This is a genomic window from Priestia sp. ST2, assembly GCF_055810735.1.
The window spans coordinates 1186342-1212075 of record NZ_JBVVNT010000001.1 but is presented as its reverse complement, the minus strand read 5'-3'; the positions used below and the strand labels follow the sequence as shown (position 1 = coordinate 1212075).

Genomic DNA, 25734 nt, shown 5'->3' with positions numbered 1-25734 from the left:
GGTTTCCATCATGTACATCACTTGGCTCCAAGAGTTCCAAACTATAATTTAGAAAAGGCGCATGAGTCTACGCCACCATTACAGAAAGCAACAACAATTACACTAAGCACAAGCTTGAAGTCCCTTCGTTTTCGACTTTTAGATCAACAAAATAAAAGTTTTGTAAGCTTCAAAGAAATTAAGCATCTACTAGACAATAAAAAATCTCGTATGAATTTGAATAACAAAAGACCCAACCTCAATAAAAATTGAATATCTTCTTTTTTATTTAAATTTATAAAATGAATAATAAATAGTGAATTGAACAAACTGCTCAAGATGCTGTGAAGCATTCTCTCATAGACCCTTTTAAATAAAATTCAAGTAACAGAAAAAACTACTGTACAGGAGCAGTAGTTTTTTCTATGTTTAAGTTGTATATGATATACGCCTTTAGTTAATATAAAAAGTGTTATCGGTAGGAAAATAAGAAAGCAAATTGAATATCCAATTAGGCTCTTTACTTGTTAGAAGTGCATTTCTTTTAAAGAAGTCAATAAACTTTTATGCATGTTTAACAATGAAGCAATATCTTCCTTTGAAAGATTTTCTAATGCTTTTGCCATGGCTTTATATGATGAAGTATTTTTAATTGCTCTCTCTGATACCTCTTTTCCTTATAGAAGAGAAAGAGTAGCAAAAAATCATCCTTGATAAAGTTTACGACTATGCTGAATTTCCGAATAAAGTTAGTGTCCGATGCGATAACTGCAATTCATCTTACTTCAAAAGTTCTGTAAAGGGTGGCGTATTCTTACGTGAATGTCGAGAATGCGGGATGAAAAAGAGTATTTAAACATAGATGATATAGAAAAAGAGAAGGTTAAAAACCTTCTCTTTTTTGATTTAACTGTGTTTTAGCCATCTTAAAGTAGAAGAAACGTCTTACTCTCTAGATGTTTTTTCTACTTTATATGTTATAACTTTTCTCTTAACATAGAAATTTCATTAATTAAATCTTTTATTAATCGTTCTAACGCTACTATGTGTTCATCTTTGCGATCATAATCATCAATTTTCATAGATAGTTCTAAAACACGACAGGTCTCTTCAACTGTCAGGCCATGATCTCTTGCAAGAGTTTTTACTGTATCAAGAAATTTAACAGCATCATTATCAAAATAATCTTTTCGTGTTGGTTGATTAAATAATGTTCCCATTTTCTCTCTCCTTAAAATTTTAATATTAGTAAATTGCACAAATGAATCAGTGCCAGATTTGTAACTAGTACAGGCTGAGAGATGATATTTATTGCGAAGGCATATTTTTAAAACTTGAGGCATTCGATTTACAATGTTACTGCCTATAACGTATTCGATAAGCATCTAACGATCACCTACTGCGGTAGCCAATTAGTATCAATTTATTTAATGGTAATGATTAAATATGCGCGATGATATGTGAAAGCTAAGCATTGCTAGCTTATAAACAATGACATCAATATAGGCTTTTTTTCATACTATGTTTTGGGGGTGAATAAATGGCAAGAGTAAAGTACAGTAATTCAGACATTAACTTAATGGCAAGGATGATGCGAGCAGAAGCTGAAGGTGAAGGAAGACAAGGAATGTTATATGTGGGAAATGTAATTGTTAATCGTCTTGCAGCAAATTGTATAGACTTTAAAAATTTAAGAACCGTTTCACAAGTCATTTATCAAGTCCAGGGGGGGAATTATTCGTTTGAAGCTGTTCAAAAAGGCAATGTGTTTTATCAAAGAGCAAGAGGTGTTGAAAAAAGATTAGCAAAGCAGAATTTGGATTATTGGAGACAACACCCAGCAAAATTTGCTCTGTGGTATTTTAATCCACATGCTCCGTGCCCTCCAACATGGTACGGTCAACCTGCATCTGGTCAATTTAAAAATCATTGTTATTATGAACCAAAACCTGATACATGTGCTAGTGTTTATAGAGGTTAAGTTATTGAGGAGTTTTCTATTAATGTCTCTACTATTAATGAAAAATAGTTAATACTTTAAATATGACATAACACCCTCAAATTCAACAGTATAGAGAACTTGAGGGTGTTTGTTTCATTCATTTTTAGTTGTAGCTTTCTACTTATTCAATTGGCTTCTATAATGTTGGTTATGTTAAGTATGAGTATAAAGATAACTTATACCAATCAAAAGTTGTCCAGTTCAAGTCTGTTTAACCAGTTATGCACTAATACGTTAAATACATCAGTTTGTTCAATTTGTAGGTTGTGACCAGCCATATCAAGCACTGCAAAAGTTGCCCTTGGGTAATCTTCGATCAGTTGCCACGCATCCTGATATCCCACTACATTATCCTGACGCCCTGTTATAATGAGTGTGGGATGCTCAAGTTTAAATGAAATATCAAATGTAAAGCCATATCCATTTTGACGAATGTTATTTACAAATTCATGATTTGTTTGTTTAGAAGGAAGTAAAATTTCATTTTGAAACCTCTCCCATTCAGTTTGACCTTGGACTACCCCCATGGAACAAAATTCATCAGCTTCCTCTGAAGACAGACTTGATATCAAGTCGTTGTCTTTCTTTAGAACAGTCTGTTGGGGCACCACCCTTTCATCATATTCAGGTATAATCAATGGTGCCATTAGTAGTAATCCACGAACTTTGTCCTGGCGTGAACGAACTATACCTCTCGCAATGTACCCTCCATATGAATTGCCACAAACAATAAACTGTTGGTCAGGAATAATTTCGTCCAAAAGACGTAATATCGCTTCTAACATATTATCAGAGTTCTGAATAGACAATTGAGGCTCGGATTTCCCCATCCCTGGTAAGTCTATGTATATTCTCTTCCAATGGCTTCGTTTCTCGAATAACGGTTCCATTGCATTTAACATCACTTGATGGTCAAGTGTCCAACCATGCAACATAATGATGGGATATCCATCTCCAATTACTTTATGGTAAATCGACAAAATTTTTTCCCCTTTCTGTGTATGCCAAATGTATCTACATGAACATTTAATCTTTCCATACATATATTGTAATCTTAACAAATTTCTTTTGAAAATGGATTTATTTTGATTATCGTATAACCATTAGTTTATTGGTTTGTCTATGAATCTGTATTAATATCTGAAAAAAGTACCGACAAGTGATTAGGTACTCTTTTTCTGCCGATAATACGTTTTATGTGAGCTAGAAAGAAATAAAAAGAAGCCTTTATAAGAGATTTATTTTTTCTTCATCTCCTATAAAGGCTCCACCATACTTTTAAATTAATTAATTTCTATTCCGCATATTTATTTCTAACAGCATCATCCCATTTAAGCAGAATCTGTTTTAGCTCAGCTGTTTCAATTAGACAATACGGCTTTTGGTCCTCTTCAGCATATTCATTCACAATTTTTGTTACATCATATTTAATTTCTATAGTACAGGCATTTCCAATTAATTCTTCATAAGAAGATTGCTTTGAAAGTACTTTATTAATTACATCTATCCATATTTTCGATCCATCTTCTTGTACATCACTTAATAATAAATCTATAACTAAAAAAATTTCATCAGGAACATCTATCATAAGCATTCCTTGGTTATCTTCATAAATTTGAACATTATATTTCATTACTGGTTCTCTCTTTATTCTTCATAAAGACGAATTGCTTCCCTTACTACAATAACGTCCTTCTCATTAATCCTCAATCTTAATTCCGGCTTCCTTGAATGGTTCTAATACTCCTAGATGACACATTGAAATATAGTCCACTGTTTTTAGATTCTTTAAGTTCTGAAATCCTTCAACAGATAGTACGTCAAATAAGCTGTCTTCTCCATCCCAATCTGGCTTTAGAATATGATAAATTTCATTACCTCCATCAAAGCAAAGGGATTCAACCTTTTCCAAATCACTTTTTTCCAAGGATAACTCTTCTAAATAATCTTTAATTTCAACAATGAGTCTAGCTCCAGAATACCATTCAAAATTATTCATATACTTATCTTTTAAGTCGGTTAATTCTTTTAGAAATAACGGGTCTTGATCTAATAAAGCTTCAACAACCACTAGTTTAAAATTAAAATCTTTAAACATTCCACTCTTCCCCATTTTGCTACCTCCGATTTTATTTCTTTCTTAGGCTTTTAATCGAACCTGCACTGTTAGTATTGTAACAATCATCTATGAATAAAGACTGCTTATACTGTTGACTTTGACACATGGACAAACAACATCGGCTCCTTTTTAGAAAAAGAAAAAAACAGGCCCTACTATAAGGAAGGTCTGCTCTTATTTACTTGTTTTGATTACTGCTGCAAGCTGATAATGCTAGCAATAATACAGTTTAAGTTGTTAAAACCTTTTTCATAAATACACCTTCCATTCTCTAATAACCATTTTCTATCTATTATTCTTTGACTATTGTTAATAAAAGGTAGAAACTTTGTATATTTTATCATGTTTTTTGTATTCATGAATATCACTACTACCTAACCTAATAATCTTATTCTTGTAGGGACTGAAATCCTTTTTTATAAGTAAAAAAAGCATAAACCCGTTGGTCTCCAACAAAATTTATGCTCTATCTTTAATAAAACTTTTACGAATTCTCTTTTAATCCAGCCACAAATAATTTCAGATGTATGATTCCTATAAAACTATAAACAACCTTACACAATATCTCGATTCAATTCTTTATCTTTAATCACTTTAATTCTTTCCACTTTTCCTACAAGGAAGATATACGAAAGTGCTCCTAAAAGAGCCAATGCAGCTATGAATACTAGCGCTGGAGCAAAGTTTCCTCCTTTAGCTAAGAAACCAATAACAATTGGAACGATGATAGAAGCTAGACCTCCAATAAAGTTAAAGACTCCACCTGTCAAACCGACTAAGTGTTTAGGTGCTAGCGTTGAGACAAACACCCATGTAATAGAAGCTAGGCCATTTCCAAAAAACGCAATAGCCATAAACATGATAATGAGAGATGTGCTATTTACATAATTGGCTCCGATAATTGAAGTTGATAAAAGCAGACCTACGATAATAGGTGTTTTTCTTGCAATCCCTAGTGATACTCCTTTTTTCACTAAGGCGTCAGATACAAAGCCAGATAATAATACTCCTACAAACGCTGCTAAAAACGGGGCTGATGCTAAGAATCCTGATTTCAAGAAATCTAACCCTCTATATTCCACAAGGTACGTTGGAAACCATGTAAGGAAGAACCATAAAGTAGAGTTGACGGCAAACTGTCCTAAGTAGATGCCCCATAGCTTTCTGTGAGAAAAGGCTTCTTTAAGATTTCCCCATTCGAACTTTGCTCTTTCTCCTCTCGTATCAGCAGCTTTAACTAAGCCTCCACCTTCTTCGATATGCTGTAATTCTGCTTTATTTACTTTATTATGCTGAGAAGGATCACGATAAAAGATATACCATATAATGCCCCACGCTATACCGATAATCCCGGTAGTAATAAACAGACCTCTCCACCCTAAAAAGTGCTGAATGGTAACTAGTGTAGGTGTTAAAAATGCTAGCCCTGCAAACTGTCCTGAAGTATAAAAAGCAATAGCTGATGCTCTTTCCTGATTTGGAAACCAGCTGGTGACTACTTTATTATTGGTCGGAAAAGCTGGTGCTTCAAATGCTCCTGTAGCTAGACGCAGACCAAAAAGACTCACAAATCCCTTAGTAAACCCTTGCAACAGCGTAACTATAGACCAAGTAATTAAGCTAAAGGCATACGTAGCACGAGCACCAAAACGGTCAGCCATTACCCCTCCTGGTATTTGCAAAGCAGCATAAGCCCATCCAAAGGCTGAAAATATGAGACCCAGTTCTACTGATGATAGCTTTAGATCTTTGGACATGGCTGTGGCAGCTACAGAAATATTACTTCGATCCATATAGTTGATGACAACGCTTACGAAAATAAATGCTAAAACACGAAATCTAATGCGAGTCGGCTTTTCGCTATACCCCTTCATTCCCTTATCCCCCTGTATATAATAGTTTAAGAAGAAGATCTGACTGACGGTCATTTGCCAATCAGATCTTTTGTACTAAAATGGTTTCCCCTTTACCATTCCGCTACAGAACCGTCTTTATGACGCCATACTGGATTACGCCAATTATGGCCGATATCAGCCATTTTTCTAACATGGTCTTCGTTAATCTCAATACCTAAACCAGGTCCATCAGGAATTTTCACGAAGCCTTCTTCGTATTTAAATACGTGGTTATCAACAATATAATCTAGTAAATCACTGCCTTGGTTGTAATGAATGCCTAAGCTTTGCTCTTGAATAAATGCGTTGTGACACGTTGCATCTACTTGAAGACACGCAGCTAATGCAATTGGTCCTAACGGGCAATGAGGTGCAGCCGCTACATCAAAGGCTTCAGCCATTGAAATAATTTTCTTACATTCTGTAATTCCTCCTGCATGTGATAAATCAGGCTGAATAATATCGACGTATCCGTCCGTTAAGAGCTTTTTAAACTCCCATTTTGAAAACATTCTTTCTCCTGTAGCGATAGGAATGGATACGTGATTGGCAATTTCTCTTAACGCCTCATTGTTTTCCGGCAAAACCGGCTCCTCGATAAACATTGGGCGATAGACCTCTAGTTCTTTAGCTAAAATCTTTGCCATTGGCTTATGTACACGTCCGTGAAAATCAATACCTATTCCTACATAAGGTCCCACTGCTTCTCTGACAGCAGCAATACGTTCTACTACTTGATCAATTTTTTCATATGAATCCACATATTGAAGCTCTTCTGTTCCATTCATTTTTACTGCTGTAAATCCTTGTGAAACAACTTCTCTTGCTGCTTCACCTACATCTGAAGGCCGGTCTCCTCCAATCCAAGAATATACTTTAATAGATTCTCTTGCTTTTCCGCCTAACAGTTGATGTACAGGAGCATCGTAATATTTTCCTTTGATGTCCCACAGAGCTTGGTCAATCCCTGATATGGCACTCATTAAAATAGGTCCGCCTCGATAGAAGCCGCCTCGGTACATAACGTTCCAATGATCTTCAATATTTAATGGATCTTTGCCAATAAGATACTCCATCAGCTCATCTACTGCAGCTTTAACGGTAGAGGCTCTTCCTTCGATAACAGGTTCTCCCCATCCAACAATTCCTTCGTCTGTTTCTATTTTTAAAAATAACCAGCGTGGCGGCACTTGGAACAATTCATAATTAGTAATTTTCATGTACTTTTTCCCCTTTCGTTATACGATTTACTGCGGCTACGTATGCTTTAGCCTTTTGTGTTAACTCCTGCAGGTATGCATGAGTAATTTCACGTTTTGTATCAACTAAAGAACTTCCAATACCAAACCCTACAGCACCTGCTTCTTCAAATTCTTGAATATTGTCTAAGCTCACTCCTCCTGTTGGAAGAAGTGGAATATGGGGAAGCGGCCCTCGAATATCTTTAATATAGCTAGCACCCAGCCTAGCAGGAAATACTTTTATAATATCTCCCCCATTTTCATATGCCGTTAGAATTTCAGTAGGTGAAAAAGCCCCTGGAATACTCACCGCACCGTATCTTTTCGTTAGTTTAATCGTTTCCGTGTTAACAGTTGGAGAAAGGATAAACTTTGCTCCTGCTAAAATAGCTGAACGTGCTGTTTCAGGATCAAGCACTGTACCTGCTCCTACTAACACTTGATCACCCAGCTCTGTAGAAACCTCTTTAATGGCTGAAAGTGCGTCCGGCGAATTTAGAGTAATTTCTATATTTTTTACACCGCCGTCATTAAGCGCAGAAGCAATTTTCACTACATCCTGCGGTTTGGCTCCTCTAATAATCGCAACGATTTTATGCTCTAGTAAATGTGATAAACTATCCGTCATTGGTAAGCCCCTTTCTTTTATCGTATAACGTCTTCTTTTGTAATCGCATTCATAAATTCGTAAAGCTCTTTTTTATCCGGCAAGCCTTCAATGTCACCCTCTACGGTTACGACCATAGCTCCTATAGCACACCCTCTTCTGACCGTTTCTTTTAAAGAGGATTTATCTATTAGTCCCGATAGTATCCCCGCGGCGAACCCATCACCAGCTCCTACTGGATCTATCACTCTAGCAACTTTAAAACCTTCTACGTAAGCGGATTCATTTTTAGTTGAATAATAAGCTCCTTCTTCACCTAGCTTAATAACAACTAGTTCTGCACCTAATTGATGAAACGCTGATGCAATATCTTCAGGATTATCCTTCTCAAATAAAAACTGACCTTCATTCATTCCTGGTAAGACAATATCCGCATATGTAGCCATTTTAATGAGTGTTTGGCGCGCAGCTGATTCATCCCAAAGCGTCTTTCGCAAATTTGGATCAAACACTATTTTCACACCATTTTTTTTAGCAGCTTTCATCGCTTGAAAAATAGCTTCGTGGCAGGAATCGCTCAGCGCAGGTGTAATTCCTGTCACATATAAGTATTTTGCAGAAGAGATATACTCTTCATTCATATCACGCGGATTCATAAAGCTTGCTGCTGAACCTTGTCTGTAATAAAACACTTTACTATTCATTTCATTTGTTTTTTGTTTTAAAAACAGACCTGTAGGAGCATTATCATCAAATATTACATGTCTTACATCTATTCCTTCTCCTTTAATACTTGAAAGAATCCGCTCTCCTAGCTCGTCTTTGCCTAATCGGCTAAACCATCCCGTTTGATAACCTAGTTTTGAAAGGGCAATTAACGTATTACTTTCTGCCCCTGCAATTTTCGAAGAAAAATCTTTAGCATATCTCATTTTTCCATTCGAGTGTGGGGTAAACAGAATCATTGTTTCCCCCATGCTTATCACATCCATCTTACCCCTCTTTTCATTTATCTCTTTGCCTCTTCATATCCAGCGATAAAAGATATATTAGCTGACGTTTGAAGCAGCCTTTCTACTATAAAGTCCTTATGTTTCAGCATTCTTTCCTTAGGGCCAGCTACGCTAATAGCAGCTTGAATGCTTCCCTTTGCTCCAAATACAGGTGCAGCAAGGCAAAATAACCCTTCCTCATTTTCTTCATCATCAATTGCATAGCCCATTTGAATAAAAGAATCTAGATTGTCATTAAGCACTTTTTTATCTGTGATTGTATAATCCGTAATAGGCAGTAGCTCTATATGTTCAAGCAGCTGCTCTCGCTGATCTTTAGGAAGAAAAGCTAAAAAGGTTTTTCCTAACCCTGTACAATAGAGCGGCTTACGGTTACCAGGCTGAGCTGTTGTTCTGATAGAACGGTTATTGTCAATCTTAACGACATAGACTAATTCCCCATCTGACAACAAAGCCATAAATACAGTTTCCTGAACATCCTCCATCAGTTTCTTTAAATGCGGCTTTCCTTCAGAAGATATATCCAATGATTCCATAGCCGCTGTTCCAATTTGAATTAGCTTTGGCCCTAGCTTGTACCTCTTTAATGAGTCCTGATTTAAATATCCTTCATTGTGAAGTGTTCCCACAAGGTTAAACGTACTGCTTTGCGGAAGCGAAAGTAAATCACTAACCTCTTTTACTGTTAATCCCTCAGGGTGTTGAGCAATCAATTCAAATACCCTTAATACACGTTCTGCTGATTTTACTGACATGAAGAAATCCTTTCTGAATCACATATGTGATTTTAAATTTTATATATGATTTACTGTTTTAAATATTATCATAGACCGATCATTAATTCAAAATATTTTTACAAATTAAATAAAAATATTTATGACAGTTCCTGAAAAAATGGTTACTAAATAGCAATATAAAAAAGTTTCTATGATAAAATCATAGAAACTAGAAAAAATTGTAACGGGAGTTAATTATGAACTGTAAAGATTTTTTATTATCTATTATTTTAAATATCTTTTTAGCTTATCTATGGGTCTTTCTTATTTATTTAATTTTTGATTTTGTTCAGTTAAAGGAGAATGCTTTGTTGCTTGGACTAGCACTCGCATCCATAGGTACTCTACTCTTCGCAGAGGTAATAAGAAGAGTTAACCCCTTTGTTACATATAAAATTACTCACCCTGTAAAAATTGCAGGATTTATATCTTTTGGGTTGATTGCTAGTGCAAATCTATATTGGATAAGTTTTTGAAGGTTATAACACTAATTAGAAGAGGTAAAATCATTTTGGGAAGAAATTTTAGTGTGACGTTATCAATTTGTGTATTAAGTATTCTACTAAGAATTATAATATTTGTTTTAAATTCGAATGGTATTTATGTGCAAGGCTCCAACTTTTCTCAGGATATTATTAAACTGACTATAAATATCGTAATTCTATTATCTGTTACCAGGATTATTATGTATAAACTAAAAGATAAAACTTTAAAAACCCTTACTGTTATATGCGCGACTTTTCTCATAGTAAGTAATTTTTGCTGGTGGCTAATTATAGATAGCGATGCTACATACACTGCTTTTTATTCCCCTAATAGGAATGAAGAGTTTGTAGTTAAAGAAACGCGTCATAGTGAGGTCTATCAACTGTTGAAATTTAAAATATTATCAAAAAAACTTGTGGATATTCGTGGCGATGACGGTTACAGAATGTTTTACGAGGATAACTACAAATTAGAATGGATGGATCATCACAAATTGAAAATCCATTATCTATTTGATCCAATCAGTCCTAGTGATTATAAGGATGTAACTGTTGCATACAAGGAATATTAAATACCTAGTTATACTAAAAGCCTTTAGATTTATTAATCTAAAGGCTTTTTTGATTATTGGAACAAGTATTATATTAGCTCCAACTTAATTTTTCACTTCTTCCCATGTAGCTTTAATAATATTAATAATGGTTTGAGGTTGATCAACATGAAGAAGGTGCCCTGCGCCCTCCACAATAATATGTTTACTGTTCTTTGACAAACGTGTAAGGTCTCTTTGAAATAGGTTCCAAGCTGCAAAGGATTCAGCTGTATGATAAGAAGGTATTCTCGTTACCATCAGAACCATACTGAATTGCATTAGAAATTAAATTATTAAGAATCCTTTCAATTGCACTTTCATCTCCCCTAACAAAAAGTGATTCTTCTGGTATTTCAATATTTTCTTTTTATAAAAATTAGAATCTTACCCTTTATATTAAATAGAATAATAGTCAAGCTCGAATAAAACCTGATCATCTATAATAAAATTTAAGGAAAAACCTTTTTAATCATGCTATGTAAGTTTTTATTAGGTTAATTCTATGAAATGTAATAGATTATTCAGATGGAAAAAGGAGTGAATACAAATGAGTTTAGCCACCTATATAGGTTCGAATGTAGAATTACCTATTAATGACGAACTGGATGATATAGTTACTATTGGAAGCTGCTTTTCAGATAAAATGCATCGATTAAACATAAAGAAACATCACTTTACTACTTCTTATGTTTATGAAGTGTCAAGTGACTGGGGAATTGAAATCACGGAATATATGAATAAAAGCAGACTGAAAGAATCAAAAGAGAAACTACTTGCACTGTGTCGATTGATGGATCACTATCTTAAATCAGGAGATTTTTTTGAATTGTATAGCTGTTGGATAGGAGAAGAAGCTGAAAAGCGAAAAGGAGCACTAACTTTAAACATCCATTATTTTGATATAGATGCTATTGAAATGCCTGAAAAAACATTAGTTAGAATCAAAAAATAAACTTCCCTTATTATGCTAACAATTTTTTCGTATCTATAATCTGAACGCAAAAAAAGCTATTTCAATCGTATTGGCATCGGAGTGAAATAGCTTTTTCTACTTTACATTCAAGAGTGTGTTAGATCCTTATGGATATCTTCACATGTGAATTGTATCACAAACTTTTCTGTGTGTGAAGATGAAAAATAAAATTTGTAGGACAAGTATCTAAAAAAATTAAAGAGCAGCCTCGTTTGCCAATGACGAGGCTGCTCTTTATAAGTGTTCATTCATACTTATCCGAGTACGAAGCAGCGTTATAACCCTTTTTTATTGTATCTTTATCTTTAGAGTCTTCTTGTCGTCCAACTCCTACTACACCGCCACCCATAAGTAAGGATTTTTCACTAAATACTAATTCTCCTGTATATGCATAATTAGAATTTCCAATATACTCAGAATTAATTACTTCTTTTCCGCTGTAAATGCTAGCATATATAACCTTTAATTGTTAAATTAAAGGTTTATTTCTATATATTATGTTATACTTTTAAACATGTATTACGCTTGTAGAGGAGTTTTCAATTGAAACAGAAAGAGCTTTTTTCGTGGATTAAATCCATTATCATTGCCTGTATTCTGGCTTTTGTGGTAAGAGAGTACCTATTTACACCTATAGTAGTAGACGGTGAATCGATGATGCCGACTTTAAAAGACAGTGAACACATTATTCTTAATGAAGTGGGTAAAAATAACCCAGATAATATAAAAAGATTTGATATTATCGTTTTTCATGCTACAAAGGAAAAAGACTATATTAAAAGAGTCATTGGTTTACCTGGTGATCATGTAGAATATCGCAATGACACGCTATATGTAAACGGTAAAAGATATGAAGAGCCTTATTTAGATCAATATAAAAAAGAAATAGGAACAGGCCCATTAACTGAGGGTTTTAAACTTGAAGATTATATAGGCAGCAAAACTGTCCCAAAGGGTCAATTATTTGTCATGGGAGATAATAGAATGTACAGCTTAGATAGCAGATCACCTGAAGTAGGAACAATCTCCGTAGACAAAATTGTAGGAAAAGCTAAATTAGCTTATTGGCCTTTAAAAGAATTTGAATAGATTAAGTAAAATCTTTTAAAGCTCCCTTATGAAAGGGAGCTTTTTCTATTTCTTTTCCAGTCCGTCACATGAAATGAAGCATTGTTGCTTTAAGCCCTACACTAACTGCAGCTCCTGTTTAAATTCATTTTTCCTTATATTTTCTGCGAAAGTGAGAAATCGCTGCTGCTCCTACAGCAGCAATCAAAACTAAAAAAATGGTAGATAGCGTATCATTGGCAACAAACATCTTCACCAAAAATGCAGATAGCAAAATAGCTACAAAACCTATTCCTAAATATGAAAGATTAATAATTGATCACTCCAGCTATAACGTTATTCCTATGTAAAAGGTTTTACAATTAAAAACATAATGAACATAATAACGGTAAATAAAGCCCCCAGAAGAGCAAAGTTAAGTGGCCTATGAGTATCTTCATTAGCCTTTACAAACAACTTGGACCATCTTGTATACATCACTAATTTTGTACAAAGACTAAACAAAACCCCTGCAATGATTGAAGCAATTGCTATTTTTAAAATATGAATTCACTCCTTTCTAACACAACAGAAGGATATCCACAACCTAACATAAAAACCTATATAATACAAAAATCTAAGAATCATAGGAAGTAGTCTTTCCACTTTCTATGCCGCTAATGGTTAACCGCCCTACCTTATTTTTAAACATAATTTTGATTTGTTATTATTGCTCCACTACAATATTCAGTGCTGCAGCTGCTTTTGGCCATTCCACATAAAAAGCCATATGGGTTATTAAAGCGATCATTTCTTTTTCAGTGACGCCATTCTTTTTTGCCAACTGCAGATAAAAAGGCATTTGTTCGGTGTTGCCAATGCTGATCAAGGATTCATTCGTACATATTCGAGTACGAACGGTAACAGCATTATAGCATCTGCTTCATTTTAAAAGATGTAGTTTCTTTATTTATCGGCTTTTATTTTTTCTAGATAAGGCAATTACAAATGCTAAATATATTGGATAAAGTAAAAGACCGAGGTATATAACAATCCTGCTGATAGGATCGAGCTGATCTCCTACTGCAGTAAGAGGGTTATTCTTTATTTTTTGTTTGGACAGGTAAGCTTACTGCTGTAGCTACATAGTATCTAACGATTCACTGCTTTATTGGTTGGCCATTAAATCTTTCATTAGTTGTACCGGTTTAATACAAAAATAAAATAGCGTTCTTGAAGAACGCTATTTAAACTGGATAATATATGATCATACTTAATTTAGCTAATGTTTTTCCGCGATTATAATAAGAATGAGCTCTATCAGCTTTGAACCTAATAGCATTCCCACTCTTTATCGTATATTCATTGCTATTTACACTTATAGTGAGTTCGCCTTCAAAGACAGTTATGAACTCTTCAGTCCCTTCCCTATGCGAATCAGCGTCTAGAGATCCACCTTCTTCTATTTCTACAGAATAAACTTCAAAGCGCCTATCATCCTCGAAGGGAAAATAAGGGTAGACTTGATATTTTCCGTTGTCTTCAGATAATATTTGAATGTCGGTTTTTGAAATGACTTTGGTGTCTGGCTGAGGATTATTTATTAATGAAGTAAAAGAAATTTTTAATCCATTAGCTATTTTCCAAATAGTTGTAATTGTAGGACTCGATTCTCCTCTTTCAATTTGCCCTATCATTGTCTTGCTTACCCCAGTTAATTCTGCAACTTTTTCGAGACTTAATTTCTTACTTTCTCTAAAATTTTTTAGGTTTTTGGCGATAATAAGATTTATTTCCTCCATAAATACACTCCTATCACTATGTACAATATAACGACCATAATGTAAAATAAAAAGCACGACGTTATATCGTCCTTTTTGAACATTATAATATACATATTAGAGGAGGTACAAATATGCCATTATTATCATTTTTGCTATATATTTTTGTGACCAGTTTTACCCCTGGTCCTAACAATATTATGGCCATGTTATTTGCTAACAAATACGGTTTGAGAAAGACTACAAAATTTTGTTTAGGAGTAGGTGCAGGCTTTCTCATAGTAATGTTGTTATGTAGTTATTTTAATGTTTTACTCCAAAATTCCATCCCAAAAATTGAGTTTTTCATGACGGTCTTAGGAGCAATCTATATGGTCTATCTAGCTATAAAAATTATTTTGAGTAAAGATGATGATAAAAATAACGATGAAAACAGGAATAACAGTTTTTTCATGGGGATGCTTTTACAATTTATAAATCCAAAAGGTATTCTGTATGGTATAACGGCTATAGCAACCTTTATTCTTCCATATCACAACTCGAATTTTAGTTTAATAATGTATTCTTTATTTCTAGCTTTTGTGGGCTTTGTAAGTACTTTCTGTTGGAGTTTATTTGGTTCGGTTTTTCAAAAATTTCTCTCAAAGTATAAAAGCCAGTTTAATATAGTTATGGCTTTATTATTAATGTATAGTGCAGTCTCCATTCTTATCAAATAACTTGCTTATTTGATTAAGGATCCATTTTAACAATGGAATCATTTTAACGTTAGAAATATTCATTTTATTGAAAAGTCAGTACTTCTCTTATGCGAAATATTAACCCCTCCTCGAACGTTATAACGTACATATTGTACTTTATATCACTATTTTGCTTAAAAATATAAATTGACCAGTTATGCATAATTCGAGAAGGATACTCTTATGTATCTATTGATTTGCTTACCTTTTTAATTTTATAAAATATGATCAATATTAATTTGTTATGAAATTTCAATAGTTATTTAATATTTAGCTACAGCAGCCCATTTCTACACAAAAATTAGGTTAGAAAATTTCAGGGTAGATATAAGACGAGATATAAAATACTACCATATTTATAAAAAAGAGTGTTTTTCATGCAAGTCTTCCAGTTTCACGAGTGATAGAAATGTTGATAATTTAACAATGTATAAAGTCGTGTATAAATGAGAGAGTCAAAAAGTGAACGACCCCCTGTGTATTAAGGGATCGTTCTTTTATAAATTAGGGAAAGAATGATCATGGTAACTAACTTTGATGGAGTATACAATGTATTGAGACACAATATTATATTAACTAGTTTAACTCTTTTTCTTTAATTTCAACGATTAAGCCAATGCCATTTAAGCGCTTCTTTTTCGATTCTTTTAACAAATGCATCCTTACCATCACTATAGCCCTCGATATCATTGGGAAATCTATGAGCTAACTCAGCTTTTAATGTTCCATATTCATTGCTTACCATTTGATTTTGACGAAGATAATCTCTAAAAGATAAGTGTCTTTCAATCTCTTGAATATTATCATACTGAAAAGCGTGAATTTGATGGGTGCGATTATCCCCACCTTTACGGTAATACCTTCTTCCTTTGATTCCAAACTCCCCCATTACTTCATATCCGAGCTTCTCAAATTGGTCTGAGTAATTATCTAACCTTCTAATGTCATTAACTACCAATAGAATATCAATAATAGGTTTTGCTTTTAAGTTTTGAATAGAAGTGCTTCCAATGTGAAAAATATTTACCAATTCTTTTTGAAGCATTTCCTTAATTGAGTATTCTTCGTTTAGATATTCGTATTTCCAATTTGGATTATGTTCAACTACTGTAATATTCATTTTTATCCCCCTTAATCCTTTATCACATGGACAATATATTAAAGGATTAAATTGATTGCAAAAATCTTAGTATCTTCTAAATTATAATATATGCCTTCTTAGAAAAGTATTTATGTAAACTAGCTTTGTATATAGTACCCATCGTTATATTTTAATCTTGAGATAAATAAATCCAGTTCATTTCATCAAATTCTTCAATAATATAATTTGAACCTATATCCTTTAAAATTTTATTAAAAAATTTTATATTAACGTCATGATCATACAAATCTTCTTGAATGTATTCCGTAATAATAAAATTCGTTAAATTTGTATTATTAACAAAATCTGAAAAGAACGATTTTAGAAAAAGTGACTCTTCTTCACTTAATTTTTCATCATTGATTAATGAAATCCTAAACACATTTAAAATCGCGTTAATATCTTCTTCCTCCATATAACATAATGGATCTAGTTTTTTATCTTCTTCTGTAAATGGCTTTCTCGTGTCTTCAATAACTACATAAGAAAAGATTGTTCCGTTTTTTGACACTCGAAAAATTTCCAAATCCCGCAATTTTATAATTCTATTAAACGATATCATAAGGTCCTCCTACCCAAATAAGAATTCAGGATATTTTAATAAAGTAGATACTGTTAAACCTAACGAGCATAGAATTCAGTTTACAGCAAAATCATCTTGTGCTCTGTTAATTAGAGGGCAAGGCTTATCGGCCGCCTGCGGAAAGCGGCGTCTTGCACCGAATCAACCCCAGTGTAACAAGCCATTCGCTCATGCATTCCATTCGTTCGTCTGTAGATTGTATTGATTTATTTATGTCTCATTCTCTTTTCATTTTAATACATATAAAGCGTAATCCTCTTCATTCGAAAACCCAAGTTTATTGGCTAGTGCTTTCGATGCTTTATTGTGATTATCGCAATCCCAAGCAGGCATAACGTTTTTTTCTAAACATTTATTTATAAATGCCTGGCCCACTATCTTTCCTAATCCTTGGCCTCTATAGTTAGGGTTAGTCACAATATCAATTTCAGCTATGGTTCCACTATGAAAAATGGACACACATTCAGCGATAATCTCTTCTTTATGGATTAGACAAACTCCTAATCCGTTTTTCAGAAAATTACTCTCTGATCCCCAGTACTCCACTATATATGATTCATTGAAATTCTCACTTTTCTTTAAAGAATCAGCGTTAAAATCTTTTAACTCATAGAGATTGGACAGGCTGTGCGTAGAATGAACTTTTGAAGAAAGAAACCTATACTTAGAACGCGTCATTTTCTTTACATACGTTTTGAAAGTTTCGTCAAAAACAGTTTCCCAGTCAGTGGATGGAGTAAAAACCGTAAACCGCTTCTCCTTACCATACACGTTCTCAACAAAATAACGATAGATAAAGTTATTAAATACCTCGTCATTGCCTTGTCCAAATACATAATAGTCACCTGCACCTATTCTAAGAAATCCTGATGATGGACTCATCATATCATTTACGTACACAGATCCTGGAATGACATGATTAACGACAGAAAAAGCAAATGTAGGAGTCTTAAATGACGCTTCTAACATATTGTTTATCTTGTAATAATCTTTTGGTTCTAAACAATGCATTTGATTTCCCCCTTAATAAATATCACTGTCTTCATTATATAAGTGCATGCACAGATTTAGTTATCATAACGTGCTTTATCGATATAACAACAGCCCGAGGAATAATTAAAATAAAGGTTGATTACTCTTTTTCAGGAGGGCTAAATCAAAAAAAATTTCATATAGAAGTTTGTTATAATAAAGATTGTTAAAAGTAAGGAGGAGTATATAAGTGCAAATAAGAAAACTTGAAAGACAGTCATTTTATGCCGGATGTCAATTCGTAGATATAGAAGATCAAGCAAATGAACACGCCTTGCCTCTCCTTATTATGTATCCTACATATAAAGAAGAACAAGTTGAAAAGATAGGACCTTACACGATAAGCGCTGCGCAAGATGCTCCGCTTTCAAATGGATCATTTCCTTTAGTCATTATTTCTCATGGAGATGGAAGCACGCCTCTTGCTTATCGAACCATTGCCCAGTTTTTAGCACGTAATGGTTTTATTGTAGGAATACCGCAGCATCTCTTTAATAATCGAGAGGATAATACGCTGTCTGGAACAATAGATAACCTAAAAAATCGGCCTATCCATATACGTACTGTAATCGATTGGTTTTTAAAAGAAAGTTCCTTTTCTCCATCCATTAAATCAAATAATATTTCTCTTATTGGCCATTCAATGGGAGGATATACGGCTCTTGCTGTAGCAGGTGGAGTTCCCACTTCTTTTCCTTCTGAATCTCCTGATCAAAAGCCTTATTGTTTATCTATTACTCATGATAAGCGGGTTCAATCACTTATTCTTTTAGCGCCAGCCGCCGGATGGTTCAGGGAAAAAGGCGCTCTTGAAGACGTGAATATACCTATTTTAATGATTACAGGCGAAAAGGATACGATTACTCCTTCTTTTCACGGGGAATTTGTGTTAAATGGGGTTTCTGATTCGGAAAAAGTTCAGCATATCGTTGTAGAAAATGGAGGGCATTTTTCATTTCTCAGCCCATTTCCCGACTTTATGAAATCTCCTACCTTTCTTCCCTCTCAGGACCCGGCAGGCTTTAATCGTAAAGAGTTTCATGAGGACCTGCAAAACACTATATTGAACTTTTTATTAGGTCCTTTTTAACAGATTAGTGAGTTGTACCACCTTTTCTTTTGAAGCAATTATATCTAGAAAGAGCAGTTAAAATCTCTTAGAAACTGATGAGCTTCTAAGGGATTTTTATTTCCTATAAGGTCCATGATGCTAGTCTCCTTCTTTCTTTTTAAAAAGAAGCCAGTATTTACAAAAAATATTTTTAAATTCAAAAAACATAACACGCGATCTTATTAATCTGTAATAATTAAGAAATAAAGATATATAGAAAAAGTGCTGCCTATTGAATTGATATTTTTGCTCTTTTACAAAACAAAAGGGGGATTTACAATATGGCTTTAAAAAAAGGTCAGCTAAGCGGACATGTATTTTTGTCTAAACTTATTACACAGTACGCAATGATTCATGAAAAAACGGTAGGTCCCGTAGCTGAAGAATATATTAAACAAATTGGTATTCGTACTGGAGAATGGATGGAAGACTTTTATAGCGATAAGCATGAAAAGTGGACGGTAGAAGAATATGCAGAAGTTATAATTGACCTTAAAAATTCAATTGGAGGTCACTTTGAAATTGTGTCCGTTTATCCAGACCATGTGGTTGTAAGCGCTACTCAATGTCCATTTGGTGACGTCGTACAGGATGCTCCTCATTTATGTAAGATGACATCTAGTGTGTTTGGAGGAATTGCAGCTCGGAAATTCGGCTATGGAAAAGTGAGCTTGCGTCAGCGTATTGCTCTTGGTCATCCAATGTGTGAAGTTGCTATATATTTTACAAAGCACAGTGAAGAAAATGGAGATGTGTATGAAGATCTTCCTATTACCCCTTCTTATGGGAACCCCTTCAATTGGGAAGAGGAAACGATTCATATGCTTAATCAAGAACTTCGAAGAAGCGATGAAATGATTGAAACCCTTCTTGCGGAATTAGAAGAATTACGTAAATAGCATTGTATTACCACACTTAACTATTAAGACATTTTGTTCTAGTTAGAGAAGCAAAACAAGACGTACAAAACAAAGAGCAGCCTTTAATTAAAGGTTTGCTCTTTGTTTTTATCACTCATTTTAATTATTATGGTAAGCAGAAAAAATAAAGTAAAAGTTATTATAGCTATTTAGGGATTTTATTTGTAATCTTATGCTTAAGAATCAGATGCGTCACCCTAAAGAATCCTTGGAGCGATCAGAATGCCTTTGTTAATTGCATGAACTGATAAAAAAGAAGCGCCCTCCGGCAACTTCTTTTCGCTTTTCCTATTCATACGTCAGATTTTCACTTACAAAATAATCATTTATATTTAGTCTTTTAAAAATGACAGCAGCGCTTCGTTAAATTCGTGTGCATGCGTGGCATTTAAGCCGTGCGGACCGCCTTTTATTAAAGCTAACTTGGAACCAGAAATGGCTTCATGCGTTCGCTTTCCGCTATATTCGAATGGAACAATTTCGTCTGCATCACCGTGAATAATAAGAGTAGGTATTGTAAACTTGGCTAGATCGTCTCTGAAATCCGTTTTGCTGAAAGCAGCTATACAGTCTAGTGTCCCTTTAGGCGATGCGGCTGCTGCAATATCCCGGTTGTAAAGTCGAAATGGTTCGCTGACTAAGTCATTTCCGTCTTCAACCCCAAAAAATGTTTTTGTAAAATCATCAAGGAAAGCTAAGCGATCATTTTTTACGCCGTTTTCAAATTCTTGGATTCCTGCATCATCTAATGCTCCTTCAGGATGATCTTCTGACTTATAAAGAAATGGTGGTACAGCTCCTGCAAATACAGCTTTTTCTACTCTATCTGTTCCGTAAGTTCCTACATAACGAGCTACTTCTCCGCCGCCCATTGAAAACCCGACTAGCGTCACATTTTTCAAATTCAAATGTTCTAGCAGCTGATGTAAATCAGCAGCGAATGTTTCATAATCGTAGCCGTCCCATGGCTGAGAAGACTTTCCGAATCCTCGGCGGTCATACGTTATGACTCTGTATCCAGCCTCAACAAGAGCCGGAACTTGATATTCCCAAGACCGTCCGCTTAGCGGCCAGCCGTGAATTAAGACAACCGGCTTTCCTGTCCCGTGATCCTCGTAGTATAGTTCAACAGGTGCTTCATTTTCTGTTCCTACATTAATTTTTGCCATTTCGCTACCTCCAGTATATAGTCGTTCTTTATTTGGTTAAGTGGTCGTAAACCTAGCGTAGATAATAAAAAAGATGGCTAACTCTCCTATGATGAGGGTGTTCGGGACGACTAAAAGTAAGTTAATAATAAAAAACACAGCTAAAATCCCTAAAAACAAGCCTAAATGATACACTTTCAAACGATGTTCTTCGAATCTATACTGGTGAAAAACAAGAGTGGTTGCCATGAAGTAAAGCAGCACGGATCCGAATACAAAATATAAGCTGAATGTGTACTGAACTTCATGTAAAAACATGAGCTTAATCGATGCTGCAATCATGCTTAGAGACATGAGGATAAGTAAGTGTCCGTAAATAATCGTTTGTCCGGCTCTTTGAATAGACTTGTTCACTTTCTTTTCTACGTTCTCAAAGTACTGCCACCACATGGCGATGATCAGGACAAATGAAATAACCGAAAATAAAATGGTATTCCAGTCCCCTTTTTGTGGCTGTATCACAGCAAGAATGCTGACAACGGATTCTCCAAACAAAATTAATGTTAGTAACGCAAAGCGTTCTAACAAATGAGCCGTGTTGGTCGGTAATTTCGCTAGTCGCTTATGTCCTAAAATAGGTAAAATCATGTCCACTGCAATTCCTGTATATAACACGGCGTAGCGGACCCATGAATCAAAAAAGAGCGACAGAAGCGAGATAACAATCCCAATTCCAAAGCATGTTCCTAAAAACACAGCAACTTTTTTTCTCTCACTCTGTTCAAATTTTTGGACAATAAGATATTGAATCGAGGTTAACGCTCTTAGCCCGATATAGCCAATCAAAAAAGACACGTAATATTGATCAAAATCTACGGACAAGCTTGAGATCATGATAAGAACAAACAGCATTTGAAGAATCATAAAGATGCGCTGATGCAAAAAATCTTGTCCAAATCGATTGATAAACATCGTTTGTCCCGTCCACGCCCACCATATCGGAATAAAGATCAGTACAAACTTTAACAAATACTCTCCATGAATATACCCTTGTTCAACGTGAAGCAAAACATGCGTAGCAGTCGCAACGGCTGCCACAAATAACAAATCATAAAAAAGCTCCAGCCACGTAACTTTTTTTTCTTCCACTACTCCGCATCCCTTCCTATCATCTATCAAGCTGTCGTTAATATACTTTATTTTATATACAAGAGACGCATATTTCATGACAGGTAGCGTAGTAAAAGATAGGTGAGCCAGCTGTTCATCAGTCGGCTCACCTATCTAACAATTACTTTTATGTCGTTACGTTTTCTCCGTCACATAAATGATCCACAGATGCCATTCTACTTTCATGTCTTATATGTAAAGAGAACGACCTTTAGCATGCTATGTTATTAGACACTCTGCTTGCTGAAATCGCGCTGAGCTCCTCTATAGCTGCCCATTAAGTTTTGATAACCAGGAAGATGACTAGAAATTAAGTTGCCAAAACCTTCAACGTCGTTGCGCCAGTCACGCTGAAGCTCGCACGCTACGCTAAACCAGTTCATAAGCTGTGCGCCCCCGTGAGCCATACGCGTTAATGCTGCATCTGCCACTTGCTTATTAAACGTTCCGGAAGCATCCGTCACAACAAACACTTCGTAGCCTGCTTTAATGGCAGAAAGTGCAGGAAAAGCAACGCAGACATCTGTCACTACACCGGCGATAATCAGCTGTTTTTTCCCGGTCGCTTTAATGGCTTTAACAAACTCTTCGTTGTCCCACGCGTTAATTTGTCCAGGACGAGCTATTTTTGGCGCATTAGGAAACAGATCAACGAGTTCTTGCATGAGCGGGCCGTTGGGTCCATTTTCAAAGCTAGTTGTTAAAATAACCGGTAAATCAAAGAATTTAGCCGTATCACCAAGAGCTAATACGTTGTTTTTAAATTCATCAACACCATAGTCACGTACAAGGCCAGAAATAAGCCCCGTTTGGTGGTCAACTAAAAGCACGGCAGCATCATCTTTTGAAAGGCGAGAGTAAAGATCAGACATTTTATAATCCTCCTTAAATTAAGGCAAGTAAGGATACATGTACCTCTTCCATTCCTTACAAGCGGTCTATAATTCCAACGGTTTTTTGGATTTCATTTATGATCTGTTAGGTAAAACATGTACAGAAAGAAAAGCTATTTCTGAGGTGAAGGTTCGTGAGGTGTGTTCTCTCTCTTAATCTAGAACAGGAACAGGCGCTTGATCAATCCAATGAATGAACTGCTGTAGGTAGCGTTGAAGATAACGTTTTGTTGATTCATCGGTTAGTACTTTTTGTTGAGCATCAACTTTTTCATGAACTTGCGAAATCAGCATTTTTTGAAATGGCAAAACGTTGACTTGCATAGCTTCCAGTACTTCTCTCGTTTGCATTTGAGCAAAAGCCGTACCGAAGCCTCCTGGAGTTGCTCCAATTAGGCCAACTGGTTTTCTGTTCAAAACAGAAGAGGTCCGAGGTCTTGATGCCCAGTCCAAGGCATTTTTTAACACTCCGGGAATTCCTGAATTGTACTCTGGACTAACTATAATAACGCCGTCAACATCTTGAATCGCAGCTCTAAAGGATGCGACAGATTCTGGTGATCCGTCAGCTTCTAAATCTTCATTAAAAAAAGGCAGGCTGCTTATTTCAATCCAGCGATATTGAGCTGAGTCATCTAATGTAGTCAATGACTCAGCAATCATTCGGTTATACGAATTCTTTCGTAAGCTTCCACAAATAAGACCAATAGTTTTCGTCATCTATTCACCTCCTTACTTGGAATTAATTTCATATTACCACGGTGTTTCAAATATAGATATTAGTTTTATATATAGATAAATTAATTCCTTCTTTATACCTAATTCGGGATTGAACTAGCGTTTTACTATTACTAAAAGAATTCTTTTAGTAAAATTTAGTCTAATTCTCTCACTTCAAAAGGAATCAAAGCTCTTTCAATTTGATCTCGATGGGTTTCGTACTGTTCAGGCAGCATGAGTTTTTCTCCCATTGTTTCAAGTGACTCATCATGAGCAAAGCCTGGAGGATCTGTTGCAATTTCAAATAGAATTTCTCCGTGCTCCTTAAAATAAATCGCATTAAAGTAATTTCGATCTCGAACAGCCGTTACTCCGTATCCGCTGTCGGCTACGTATTTCTGCCATTCTAATTGATCTTCATCATCTTTTGCTCGCCATGCAATATGGTGAACCGTTCCAACGCCCATTTGCCCGCGTCCAATGGTTGTTAATTTTAAATCAATCACATTTCCGATGTCAGCTGATGATTGAAAACGTATAAAATCTCCTTCTTGCCCTACTTTTTGTAGACCCATTACGCTTTCTAATAACTGAGCTGTTTCATGAGGCTTAACAGATAATAACGTAGCCCCTCCGAATCCTTTAATAGCCACTTCAGGTTTAATTTCACCGACTTGCCACGTATTCTTTTCTCCTTCTTCTCTTTCCACAATCTCTAGATGTAAACCATGAGGGTCGTCAAACTCTAAATACTGTTCTCCAAATCGCTCCATCTTTGTAGCTGGAACCCCAAACTTAGCTAATCGCTGTTCCCAAAAGTCCATCGCACCTTTTGGCACCACATAGGAAGTTACGCCAACTTGCCCGTCACCTATTTTTCCTTGTCGTGCATTTGCCCACGGGAAGAATGTAATAATCGTTCCAGGTTTTCCCCCTTCATTCCCAAAGTAAAGATGATAAGTTCCTGGATCATCAAAGTTTACCGTTTGTTTGACCAAGCGTAATCCTAACACGCCCGCATAGAAATCAACATTTTCTTGAGGATGACCTACAATCGCCGTGATATGATGAATACCCGCTGTTTTTTTACTCATTACTACCATCTCCTTCGATACATTTTTCGTCATATGTTCCGTTATCCCTCTTAAAATTACAACTATTTATCATAAATATCTCGAATTCGAGATATTGGTCAAAAAATAAAAGCGTCTTTCTTATTCAACCCATTTTCTCTTTTAGAAAATAAAAGTATCTAGTGCATAATAACCTGGTCCTGCAATTGCTACACCGATTGCTACAACTAAAAGCGTAAGGTTATATTCATACCCATTTTGTGTTGCCCAGTATCCATTCGGACCGTGTACTTTCACAATTGCCATGACCATTGTTCCCGCAATCAAAAGCGCTCCTAGCGGTGTAAGAAGTCCTGCAGCAAATAAAGCTCCGCCTACTAGCTCGGATAATCCAGCCATTAACGCCATTCTAACACCTGGCTTCATTCCGATGGATTCAAACCAGCCGCCCGTTCCTTTTAAGCCGTGGCCGCCAAACCATCCAAATAATTTCTGAGTTCCATGTGCCATAAAAGATAATCCAATGACTAAACGTATTAACAATAAACCAATGCTCACCATTTTTTATTCCTCCTATTTTTTCATCACTTTAAAATCTCGAATTAAAATATCTTGAATTAAGTATAATTATAAAACCATATGATTCCACTGTCAATATAAATTTTTATATTTTTTTGTAGTTAGCTGAAACG

29 protein-coding genes and 3 pseudogenes are annotated in these 25734 nt (G+C 35.2%); 10 read left to right on the top strand and 22 right to left on the bottom strand.

All coding sequences use genetic code 11. The annotated features are described in order from the left end of the window. Window positions 1-252: pseudogene (locus tag AC0KUU_RS06310) on the top strand (fatty acid desaturase); the annotation flags it as partial. Between the two features lie 430 nt (window positions 253-682). Then, window positions 683-835 carry a DUF8096 family protein gene (locus AC0KUU_RS06305; protein ID WP_471873465.1) on the top strand — a complete coding sequence of 51 codons (153 nt, stop codon included), beginning with the start codon at window positions 683-685 and terminating at the stop codon, window positions 833-835. 121 nt (window positions 836-956) lie between these two features. Here the strand turns inward: AC0KUU_RS06305 and AC0KUU_RS06300 are convergent, their stop codons facing one another. Next, the gene (locus AC0KUU_RS06300) at window positions 957-1364 is read right to left on the bottom strand and encodes a hypothetical protein (RefSeq protein WP_237074275.1); all 408 of its coding nucleotides are present in this window, start codon (window positions 1362-1364) and stop codon (window positions 957-959) included. Window positions 1365-1519: 155 nt separating this feature from the next. Between AC0KUU_RS06300 and AC0KUU_RS06295 the strand changes: the two genes are divergently transcribed. Further along, window positions 1520-1960 carry a cell wall hydrolase gene (locus AC0KUU_RS06295; protein WP_028409572.1) on the top strand — a complete coding sequence of 147 codons (441 nt, stop codon included), beginning with the start codon at window positions 1520-1522 and terminating at the stop codon, window positions 1958-1960. Window positions 1961-2166: 206 nt separating this feature from the next. Here AC0KUU_RS06295 and AC0KUU_RS06290 read toward each other — a convergent pair whose 3' ends face one another. The 8 genes from AC0KUU_RS06290 to AC0KUU_RS06255 all read right to left on the bottom strand — a co-directional run bounded on the left by AC0KUU_RS06290 (window position 2167) and on the right by AC0KUU_RS06255 (window position 9611). Next, a complete protein-coding gene (locus AC0KUU_RS06290) occupies window positions 2167-2961 on the bottom strand; it encodes an alpha/beta fold hydrolase (RefSeq protein WP_043980967.1) in 795 nt (264 codons plus the stop codon). Window positions 2962-3275: 314 nt separating this feature from the next. Then, window positions 3276-3614, bottom strand: a complete 339-nt coding sequence (locus tag AC0KUU_RS06285; protein WP_043980965.1) for a hypothetical protein — start codon at window positions 3612-3614, stop codon at window positions 3276-3278. Window positions 3615-3680: 66 nt separating this feature from the next. Next, window positions 3681-4094 (bottom strand): DUF6892 domain-containing protein, encoded by a 414-nt coding sequence (locus AC0KUU_RS06280; protein WP_043980963.1) that lies wholly within the window; start codon window positions 4092-4094, stop codon window positions 3681-3683. Between the two features lie 560 nt (window positions 4095-4654). Further along, window positions 4655-5974, bottom strand: coding sequence for an MFS transporter (locus tag AC0KUU_RS06275; protein WP_322552338.1), 1320 nt, complete (start codon window positions 5972-5974; stop codon window positions 4655-4657). A gap of 92 nt (window positions 5975-6066) precedes the next feature. Next, window positions 6067-7215 carry a galactonate dehydratase gene (gene dgoD / locus AC0KUU_RS06270; protein ID WP_028409932.1) on the bottom strand — a complete coding sequence of 383 codons (1149 nt, stop codon included), beginning with the start codon at window positions 7213-7215 and terminating at the stop codon, window positions 6067-6069. After that, window positions 7202-7864: a bifunctional 4-hydroxy-2-oxoglutarate aldolase/2-dehydro-3-deoxy-phosphogluconate aldolase gene (locus tag AC0KUU_RS06265; protein WP_043980959.1), complete on the bottom strand. Its 663-nt coding sequence runs from the start codon at window positions 7862-7864 to the stop codon at window positions 7202-7204. Before AC0KUU_RS06265 ends, dgoD begins: the two co-directional genes overlap by 14 nt. Window positions 7865-7881: 17 nt before the next feature. Further along, window positions 7882-8835, bottom strand: a complete 954-nt coding sequence (locus AC0KUU_RS06260; RefSeq protein WP_322552339.1) for a sugar kinase — start codon at window positions 8833-8835, stop codon at window positions 7882-7884. Between the two features lie 17 nt (window positions 8836-8852). After that, the gene (locus tag AC0KUU_RS06255; protein ID WP_043980955.1) at window positions 8853-9611 is read right to left on the bottom strand and encodes an IclR family transcriptional regulator; all 759 of its coding nucleotides are present in this window, start codon (window positions 9609-9611) and stop codon (window positions 8853-8855) included. Window positions 9612-9829: 218 nt separating this feature from the next. On the opposite strand from AC0KUU_RS06255, the gene AC0KUU_RS06250 reads away from it, so the two are divergent. Both AC0KUU_RS06250 and AC0KUU_RS06245 read left to right on the top strand, forming a co-directional pair. Beyond that, entirely contained in the window at window positions 9830-10108 is a 279-nt protein-coding gene (locus tag AC0KUU_RS06250; RefSeq protein WP_162214744.1) for a hypothetical protein, read from the top strand. A gap of 53 nt (window positions 10109-10161) precedes the next feature. Beyond that, window positions 10162-10689 carry a hypothetical protein gene (locus AC0KUU_RS06245; protein ID WP_237074269.1) on the top strand — a complete coding sequence of 176 codons (528 nt, stop codon included), beginning with the start codon at window positions 10162-10164 and terminating at the stop codon, window positions 10687-10689. A gap of 84 nt (window positions 10690-10773) precedes the next feature. Here AC0KUU_RS06245 and AC0KUU_RS06240 read toward each other — a convergent pair whose 3' ends face one another. Both AC0KUU_RS06240 and AC0KUU_RS06235 read right to left on the bottom strand, forming a co-directional pair. Then, window positions 10774-10890, bottom strand: a complete 117-nt coding sequence (locus AC0KUU_RS06240; RefSeq protein ID WP_237074268.1) for an alpha/beta fold hydrolase — start codon at window positions 10888-10890, stop codon at window positions 10774-10776. 73 nt (window positions 10891-10963) lie between these two features. Continuing rightward, window positions 10964-11068 (bottom strand): annotated as a pseudogene (locus tag AC0KUU_RS06235) (sensor histidine kinase); the annotation flags it as partial. Window positions 11069-11257: 189 nt separating this feature from the next. Between AC0KUU_RS06235 and AC0KUU_RS06230 the strand changes: the two are divergent. Beyond that, window positions 11258-11662, top strand: coding sequence for a hypothetical protein (locus AC0KUU_RS06230; protein ID WP_280560067.1), 405 nt, complete (start codon window positions 11258-11260; stop codon window positions 11660-11662). A gap of 564 nt (window positions 11663-12226) precedes the next feature. Next, complete coding sequence (gene lepB / locus AC0KUU_RS06225; RefSeq protein ID WP_280560068.1) at window positions 12227-12772, top strand: signal peptidase I; 546 nt, start codon at window positions 12227-12229, stop codon at window positions 12770-12772. 685 nt (window positions 12773-13457) lie between these two features. Here the strand turns inward: lepB and AC0KUU_RS06220 are convergent. After that, a pseudogene (locus AC0KUU_RS06220) lies at window positions 13458-13655 on the bottom strand (carboxymuconolactone decarboxylase family protein); the annotation flags it as partial. Window positions 13656-13977: 322 nt separating this feature from the next. Further along, window positions 13978-14532, bottom strand: a complete 555-nt coding sequence (locus AC0KUU_RS06215; RefSeq protein ID WP_028409913.1) for a helix-turn-helix domain-containing protein — start codon at window positions 14530-14532, stop codon at window positions 13978-13980. A gap of 113 nt (window positions 14533-14645) precedes the next feature. Between AC0KUU_RS06215 and AC0KUU_RS06210 the strand changes: the two genes are divergently transcribed. Beyond that, window positions 14646-15230, top strand: a complete 585-nt coding sequence (locus AC0KUU_RS06210; RefSeq protein ID WP_162214749.1) for a LysE family transporter — start codon at window positions 14646-14648, stop codon at window positions 15228-15230. 622 nt (window positions 15231-15852) lie between these two features. On the opposite strand, the gene AC0KUU_RS06205 is transcribed toward AC0KUU_RS06210, so the two are convergent. The 3 genes from AC0KUU_RS06205 to AC0KUU_RS06195 form a co-directional block, all read right to left on the bottom strand. Then, complete coding sequence (locus tag AC0KUU_RS06205) at window positions 15853-16371, bottom strand: GrpB family protein (RefSeq protein WP_280560069.1); 519 nt, start codon at window positions 16369-16371, stop codon at window positions 15853-15855. 151 nt (window positions 16372-16522) lie between these two features. After that, complete coding sequence (locus AC0KUU_RS06200) at window positions 16523-16954, bottom strand: terpene synthase (protein WP_098332779.1); 432 nt, start codon at window positions 16952-16954, stop codon at window positions 16523-16525. Between the two features lie 249 nt (window positions 16955-17203). Next, window positions 17204-17986, bottom strand: coding sequence for a GNAT family N-acetyltransferase (locus tag AC0KUU_RS06195; RefSeq protein WP_280560070.1), 783 nt, complete (start codon window positions 17984-17986; stop codon window positions 17204-17206). Window positions 17987-18197: 211 nt separating this feature from the next. On the opposite strand from AC0KUU_RS06195, the gene AC0KUU_RS06190 reads away from it, so the two are divergent. Both AC0KUU_RS06190 and AC0KUU_RS06185 read left to right on the top strand, forming a co-directional pair. Then, the gene (locus AC0KUU_RS06190; RefSeq protein WP_322552340.1) at window positions 18198-19097 is read left to right on the top strand and encodes an alpha/beta hydrolase family protein; all 900 of its coding nucleotides are present in this window, start codon (window positions 18198-18200) and stop codon (window positions 19095-19097) included. Window positions 19098-19399: 302 nt separating this feature from the next. Beyond that, on the top strand, window positions 19400-20017 hold the full coding sequence (locus tag AC0KUU_RS06185) for a methanogen output domain 1-containing protein (RefSeq protein WP_043980926.1): 618 nt from the start codon (window positions 19400-19402) through the stop codon (window positions 20015-20017). A gap of 353 nt (window positions 20018-20370) precedes the next feature. Here the strand turns inward: AC0KUU_RS06185 and AC0KUU_RS06180 are convergent, their stop codons facing one another. The 6 genes from AC0KUU_RS06180 to AC0KUU_RS06155 all read right to left on the bottom strand — a co-directional run bounded on the left by AC0KUU_RS06180 (window position 20371) and on the right by AC0KUU_RS06155 (window position 25603). Continuing rightward, entirely contained in the window at window positions 20371-21207 is an 837-nt protein-coding gene (locus tag AC0KUU_RS06180; protein ID WP_280560072.1) for an alpha/beta fold hydrolase, read from the bottom strand. Between the two features lie 36 nt (window positions 21208-21243). Next, a complete protein-coding gene (locus AC0KUU_RS06175) occupies window positions 21244-22335 on the bottom strand; it encodes a low temperature requirement protein A (RefSeq protein ID WP_141235301.1) in 1092 nt (363 codons plus the stop codon). Between the two features lie 248 nt (window positions 22336-22583). Continuing rightward, entirely contained in the window at window positions 22584-23228 is a 645-nt protein-coding gene (gene ycaC, locus AC0KUU_RS06170; protein WP_025753100.1) for an isochorismate family cysteine hydrolase YcaC, read from the bottom strand. Window positions 23229-23402: 174 nt separating this feature from the next. Further along, window positions 23403-23969, bottom strand: a complete 567-nt coding sequence (locus tag AC0KUU_RS06165; RefSeq protein WP_043980920.1) for an NADPH-dependent FMN reductase — start codon at window positions 23967-23969, stop codon at window positions 23403-23405. Window positions 23970-24124: 155 nt separating this feature from the next. Beyond that, window positions 24125-25063 (bottom strand): ring-cleaving dioxygenase, encoded by a 939-nt coding sequence (locus tag AC0KUU_RS06160; RefSeq protein ID WP_165574811.1) that lies wholly within the window; start codon window positions 25061-25063, stop codon window positions 24125-24127. Between the two features lie 141 nt (window positions 25064-25204). Next, a complete protein-coding gene (locus AC0KUU_RS06155; protein ID WP_013084346.1) occupies window positions 25205-25603 on the bottom strand; it encodes a DoxX family protein in 399 nt (132 codons plus the stop codon). Window positions 25604-25734: the final 131 nt, after the last annotated feature.